Origin of the sequence: Archangium sp. (assembly GCF_036389735.1) — a bacterium.
Taxonomy (GTDB): domain Bacteria; phylum Myxococcota; class Myxococcia; order Myxococcales; family Myxococcaceae; genus Archangium.
Genome location: NZ_DASVWK010000811.1, coordinates 1 through 5,507, shown reverse-complemented (window position 1 = coordinate 5,507; position 5,507 = coordinate 1). Strand labels below are relative to the sequence as shown.

7 protein-coding genes are annotated in these 5,507 nt (G+C 71.5%); 3 read left to right on the top strand and 4 right to left on the bottom strand.

Going from position 1 to position 5,507, the window contains the following annotated elements:
- The coding region (locus VF794_RS28880; protein ID WP_331115929.1) for a M23 family metallopeptidase at window positions 1–361 on the bottom strand (361 nt) is incomplete at its 3' end.
- 130 nt (window positions 362–491) lie between these two features.
- Between VF794_RS28880 and VF794_RS28875 the strand changes: the two genes are divergently transcribed.
- Window positions 492–1,148, top strand: a complete 657-nt coding sequence (locus tag VF794_RS28875; RefSeq protein WP_331115927.1) for a hypothetical protein — start codon at window positions 492–494, stop codon at window positions 1,146–1,148.
- Window positions 1,149–1,217: 69 nt separating this feature from the next.
- Here the strand turns inward: VF794_RS28875 and VF794_RS28870 are convergent, their stop codons facing one another.
- From VF794_RS28870 to VF794_RS28860, 3 genes are all read right to left on the bottom strand, one after another.
- Window positions 1,218–1,568: a hypothetical protein gene (locus VF794_RS28870; RefSeq protein WP_331115925.1), complete on the bottom strand. Its 351-nt coding sequence runs from the start codon at window positions 1,566–1,568 to the stop codon at window positions 1,218–1,220.
- Between the two features lie 63 nt (window positions 1,569–1,631).
- Window positions 1,632–2,459 carry an SEC-C domain-containing protein gene (locus VF794_RS28865; protein WP_331115923.1) on the bottom strand — a complete coding sequence of 276 codons (828 nt, stop codon included), beginning with the start codon at window positions 2,457–2,459 and terminating at the stop codon, window positions 1,632–1,634.
- Window positions 2,452–3,591, bottom strand: coding sequence for a hypothetical protein (locus VF794_RS28860; RefSeq protein WP_331115921.1), 1,140 nt, complete (start codon window positions 3,589–3,591; stop codon window positions 2,452–2,454). Before VF794_RS28860 ends, VF794_RS28865 begins: the two co-directional genes overlap by 8 nt.
- Before the next feature lie 181 nt (window positions 3,592–3,772).
- Between VF794_RS28860 and VF794_RS28855 the strand changes: the two genes are divergently transcribed.
- The gene (locus VF794_RS28855) at window positions 3,773–5,050 is read left to right on the top strand and encodes a vanadium-dependent haloperoxidase (RefSeq protein WP_331115919.1); all 1,278 of its coding nucleotides are present in this window, start codon (window positions 3,773–3,775) and stop codon (window positions 5,048–5,050) included.
- A 198-nt stretch (window positions 5,051–5,248) separates the two neighbouring features.
- On the top strand, window positions 5,249–5,507 hold a 259-nt coding region (locus tag VF794_RS28850), incomplete at its 3' end, for a DEAD/DEAH box helicase (protein WP_331115917.1).

The window sequence follows — 5,507 nt, the reverse complement described above, 5'->3', positions numbered from 1 at the left end:
CCCCCGAACCCACCCGGCCCAGCTCCTGCCCGCGCTCCACCAGCTCCCCCACACGCCGCGTCACCGCCTCCAGCCCCGTGTACTCGGAGCGGAGCCGCCGCAACTCATGGTTCTCGTGGAACAGATGCTCCAGCGTGAGGGAGCGGCCCCCCTGCCCCACCGCCACCACCCGCCCACGCGCCAGCGCGCGCACCTCGCTCCCGGGCGTCGCGCGCTCGGAGCCCGGCAGCGGCTCGAAGCCATCCGCGGCCGGAAGGGCGGGACGGAGCCAGGCCTCGAAAGGATCCGAAGCGGCGGCCCGACCCGCGAGCGACACCAGCAGGCAGGCCAGGAGCACGAAGCGATGAAGCACGGTGGGCATACGGAGAGGACACCGCTCGCCTGGCTCTCGCGGAGCGGACTGGGGAGCGAGCCGCCTGTTCACCCACGGTTGCAGTCTCATTCCACACATCCCCAGGTTGCGAGCGGACACTTTGAAAGGAGTCCAACACATGAAGACCGTCATCCGGATGGGTTTATGCGTGGCGGCGTTGTGGGGCGGCGCGGCGCTCGCTGGCGATGATTGGAAGCAGCCGGGCTACGGCGGCTCCGGCCAGGATGAGGGCCGCTCCATGTACCGCGCCGAGGACAAGGGCGCCGATACGGGCCTCTACGTCCTGCTGGGTGGCGGCACCGAGGGCTACACCGGCTCGAACGCGTCCGACCTCAACCCGGGCTTCGCCTTTGGCGCCACCATCGGCGTCAAGCCCTCGAAGATCCTCGGCCTCGAGCTGGGCTACAGCGGTGCCTTCAACGACATCGACCTGGCCGGGCCGGGCGGCGCGGCGGACGGCGGGGACATCATGCGCCAGGGTGGTCAGGCGGCCGTCACCGTGGGTCTGACCAAGACGAAGCTCCAGCCCTACGTGCTGGGCGGCATCGGCATCCAGAACTACAACGTGAAGGGCGCCAGCCCGGTGTTCGGCTACGTCGATGACACCAGCGGCTACGTGCCCGCCGGCGTGGGCCTGCGCTACAACCTCGGCAAGCTCATCACCGCGGACGCCCGCGTGGACTACAACATCCCGTTCGCCCAGGAGTTCGCTCCCGACAACGGCGCCGACGACGGGCGCTACCAGGCGCTGCTCCAGCTCGGCGGCACGTACTAGCCGGCATACCTGCTCCGGCCGCACCGGAGGCCCAGGGGCCCTCGCGCCCTTGGGTCTCCTTTTGTTTCCTCAGGGAAAGCGCGCGAGGAAGGCGCCCAGCTTCGCGCCCGCCGCCCGCGTCGCGGCGTCCATCCCCTTGGCCCCCGAGGCCGGCAGCTGCGTCGACAGCTCCACCAGCGCGGGCTTCATCTCGTCCCACGCCGCCTGGGCCTTCGCCTCGTCGTCGAAGTAGCGGCGGTGCACCAGCCAGCCCGCCACCGAGCACGTCAGCGCGTGGAACGAGCGCGCCGGGTCCTCCTCCAGGGTGAGGCGCAGCCCCGCCGGGTGCTGCTCGTCCCGGACGATGGTGCCCCCTTCCGCGCCCCCCATCCCCAGCGTGCTGCCCCCCTCCGCCGCGCTCCACGTCTGCTCGTCGCTCATCGTCGTCCCTGCCTCTCACACGGGGCCACCCTCGCCCGGACCGCGGCGCCCGGCAAGCGGGAGCTACCGCGGGTCGCTGCCCAGATGGCACTTCTTGTACTTCACCCCGCTGCCACACCAGCACGGCGCGTTGCGTCCGGGACGGCGCTCACGCGGGGCAGTGGGTGGGGATGGCGGGTGCGGCTCCTCGAGCATCCGCTGGAACAAGCCGCCGAGCCACTGGAGGGAGCGCCGGGCCCGCTCGGACTTCTCCCACTGGGCCGCGTCGAGTTCGCCTCCGAGCTCCGTGATGGCGCCCTGAAGCTCGATGATGGCCTGGTTGGCGAACAGGTCCTCCGTGTCCTCCGCCAACGGGTACGCGTCGAGGGCCCGCTTCAGGGGCTCGATGGCGCCTGGGTCTCCATAGCACGCGAGGTTCATCGCTCCCATCGTGGGGTCCTCCTGGAGTTGCGCGAGGAGCGCGGTGAAGATGCGCTCGTCCCTCACCCCGGCGCGGGCCAGCACCGAGAGCAGCCCGAACCGCTCCTCCGGAGTGCTCGCGCTGACGAGCGCCTCCAGCCCCGCCGGCACCACCGCCGTCCCGAACTCCTCCAACGCATCGAGGAGCGCGTCGTAGAGCACCTCGCCGGGCTCGTGGCGCATGAGGGCCCGCACCATGGGAGCGATCCCCTCGGGGGCCTTCAACCGCGCGAGCAGTTCCACCGCATGCACGGGCGCATACCCCTCACCCGGCGCCCTCTCGTCGGCCAGCGACTCGTCCCGCAGAAGCTCCACCAGCGGCGCCACCGCCTCGGCCCCGCGCGCGAGGATGTCCGAGCGCAGCTCCGGCGGCAGCTTCGCCGCGTGCTCCAGCACCCGGCGCACCAGCGCGCGCGTGTCGGAGTCAGCCATGGGGCCATCCTCCGCGCAGGTAGCGGTGGAGCTCCTCCACGAGCGCCGGGTCATTGCCCACCACGAGCTGCTCCGGCAGGGGCGAGAGCGCCTGCCACGCGCCCTCCCACCACTCCGTCAGCTCCTGGTCGTCCACCAACCCGAGCCGGTACAGGAACTCGCCCCAGGGGCGCAGGGCCAGGGCGGTGGCGGCGTGCACATGCGGGTGCAGGCCCCGATCCTCGGGGAAGGAGGACGCCCAGTGCGACAGGTCCCCGAGGTCTGGCAGCAGCAACTCTTTCGGCCGCCTCACGCCCAGGCCCTGTCCGAGCGGACCGGGCAGCAGGTGGTAGAGCTCCGGGTAGATGAGCTGCGTGCGGCCCCACGGCCAACCCTGACGCATGCGCAGCTCGGGCTCCAGGGCCATCACCAGCGCGCGCTGCTCGTCGAAGAGCACCGCCGGAGACACCTGGAGCAGCGAGCCGGGCGGGTGCTTCCAGGACTCGCGGCCGGTGCGCAGGGCCAGGGCCTGCTCCACCCAGTGCGGCACCGCGCGGGCGAAGGCCGAGAGCCGCTCGCCCAGGCGCTCCCCGGACACGTCCGGCGCTTCCCGGAGCGCCACGTCCATGCACGTGAGCACCGCGCGAGACACGTAGTCGACCCGCGTCCACTCGGCGAGCGTCTCGTCCTCGCGCACCTGGTGCCACGCCTCCCGCAGGCCCGCCCACGCCTCCTCCAGACGTCCGCGGTAGAGACACCACTCGGCCAGGCGCAGCACCAGCTCGGCATCCCCCGTGTCCCGGGCCAGGGTGGTGAGCGCGCCCGCCGCGTCCCGCCCCGGCAGCCGCAGGGCCAGCTCCACCCGCCACGTGCGCACCGCTGGCTCGGCCCCGTACACGCGCGGGGCTCGCTCCTTCCACGCGTCCAGCACGCCCTCGAACTCCGCGTACCGGCCCGCGGCGTCGAGCGCCTCCTCCAGGCGGCTGCCCACCTCGAAGACATCCTCCTCGTCGAAGCGCGGGTGGCTCGCGGCCTCGAGCGCCAGGGTCAGCTTCTCGTCGACGGAGGCGGCCTGAAGCCCCTCATAGAAGGTCAACGGAAGCCCCGCCTCGTCCGCCTCGAGGCCCTCCACGTCCTGTCGTTCGTTGCTCATGCGCCGGTCACTGTAGACATGACCGGAGAAGTAATCACGTGATTCTTACCTCGGATGTCGGGTGCCCGGGGTAGAGGACGGCTTTACGAATCCTTTGACACCTTCCCGGCTCGGGGCCCCGTACGTGTTTTTGTTGGATTACGTATAGTCGTGCCCGTTCTCCCAACGAGGTGGTTGCAACATGCGCGGGTGCTGGAAGCGAAGCAGGGGTCTGTGGGCGGTACTGGTGCTGGTGCTGGCGGGTTGTCGCGAGGAGCCCGTGGACACCTCGAAGGAGACCCCTCGGGCCGTCCTGGAATGGAGCGGCATCTCGCGCGGACTCGTCCCCTCCATCGTCGGCGGCTTCGTTCCCCACTCCCGGCAGGTGGCGCTCACCCACGTCGCCATGCATGACGCGATCAACTCGATCCGCCATCGCTATGAGACCCATGGCACGCCGGTGGCCGCCTCGCCCAACGCCTCGCCCGAAGCCGCCGCGATCGCCGCCGCCCACTCCATCCTCGTGCGGCTCTACCCCGAGCGTCAGGCGGAACTCGCCGAGCGCTACGTCACCTCGCTGGCGTCCCTCCCGGACAGCCTGCGCAAGACCGAGGGCATCCAGGTCGGCGAGGCGGTGGCCGAGCAGCTGTGGAACCTGCGCGCCGGGGACCGCTCCAACGAGGCGCCCACCTATGTCGCTCCCACCCCGGAGCAGGGCGTGTGGCGGCAGGTGCCGCCCTGGTCGGAGCAGGGCCTCTACCCCAATACCTTCCTGGCCCAGTGGAGCGCCGTGCGGACGTGGGCCGTCCCGAGCGCCGCCGAGTTCCGCTGCCCCCCGCCGCCCGCCCTCACCAGCGAGCTCTTCGTGCGCGATCTCCAGGAGGTGAAGCTCCTCGGCGCCCGCACGAGCGCGGTGCGCACGCAGGACCAGACCGACGCCGGCCTCTTCTGGGCGCCCATCACCGCCCCCCTGCTCGCCATCGATGTCGGCCAGGAGCTGGCGACCCGCAGGGGCCTCGACCTGGAGGATACGGCCCGGATCCTCGCCCTGGGCAGCATGGCCGCGGCGGATGCGGTCATCATCAACATCCACAGCAAGCAGGTCTTCAACTTCTGGCGGCCCATCACCGCCATCCGCGAGGGCAGCCCGGGCGTGGCGGCGGACCCCTCCTGGATGCCGCTCATCGACACGCCCCCGAACCAGGAGTACCCGGCCGGGCATCCGCAGCAGTCGAGCGCCGTGCTGAACACGTACGCGCAGCTCTTTGGCTCGGAGCCCTTCGCCACACCGCTCGTCGTGCGCAATCCCCAGGGCAAGGAGCGCAGCTTCGGCAGCTTCCAGCAGATGGTCGAGGACGTGGTCCTCGGCCGTATCGTCGGCGGCATGCACTACCGCAACTCGGGCGTGGTGGGCGCGGAGTCGGGACGGCAGATCGCCACCTGGGTCACGAGCCACAGCCTCCAGCCCATGGCCGACTAGAAGACACCGGAGCCAGGCGGCTACGCTCGAGCCATGAGCCCCCGTCTTCGTCGCCGCCTGGTTCTCCCCCTGGTCGGAGCGGGCCCGCTCCTGCCGGGGCGGGAGCGTCTGGACGCCGAGCGTCGAACCGTTCGCGGGCGAGCGGGCACGGCCTCGGCCAGATAGCCCCGCGTCGCCGGGCGTGATAGCCCGTCAACCGTGAGCTCTTCCTTCAAATCCCTCGGCCTCTCCGCTGAGTCCCTCGGTGCGGTGCGCCGCGCCCGCTTCGCCTCGCCCACCCCCATCCAGGCCCAGGCCATCCCGCCGGCGCTCGCCGGTCGGGACGTCATCGGTTGTGCGGCCACCGGCACGGGCAAGACCGCGGCCTACCTCCTGCCCCTCGTCGAGCGTCTGGCCGGTGAGCCGGGCCCGCTCGGGCTGGTGCTCGCCCCCACGCGCGAGCTGGTTCAGCAGATCG

Bases quoted from the DNA above. Each gene is read 5' to 3' on its own strand.
- VF794_RS28875 (WP_331115927.1), top strand. From the start codon at position 492: ATGAAGACCGTCATCCGGATGGGTTTATGCGTGGCGGCGTTGTGGGGC.
- VF794_RS28870 (WP_331115925.1), bottom strand. From the start codon at position 1,568: ATGAGCGACGAGCAGACGTGGAGCGCGGCGGAGGGGGGCAGCACGCTG.
- VF794_RS28865 (WP_331115923.1), bottom strand. From the start codon at position 2,459: ATGGCTGACTCCGACACGCGCGCGCTGGTGCGCCGGGTGCTGGAGCAC.
- VF794_RS28860 (WP_331115921.1), bottom strand. From the start codon at position 3,591: ATGAGCAACGAACGACAGGACGTGGAGGGCCTCGAGGCGGACGAGGCG.
- VF794_RS28855 (WP_331115919.1), top strand. From the start codon at position 3,773: ATGCGCGGGTGCTGGAAGCGAAGCAGGGGTCTGTGGGCGGTACTGGTG.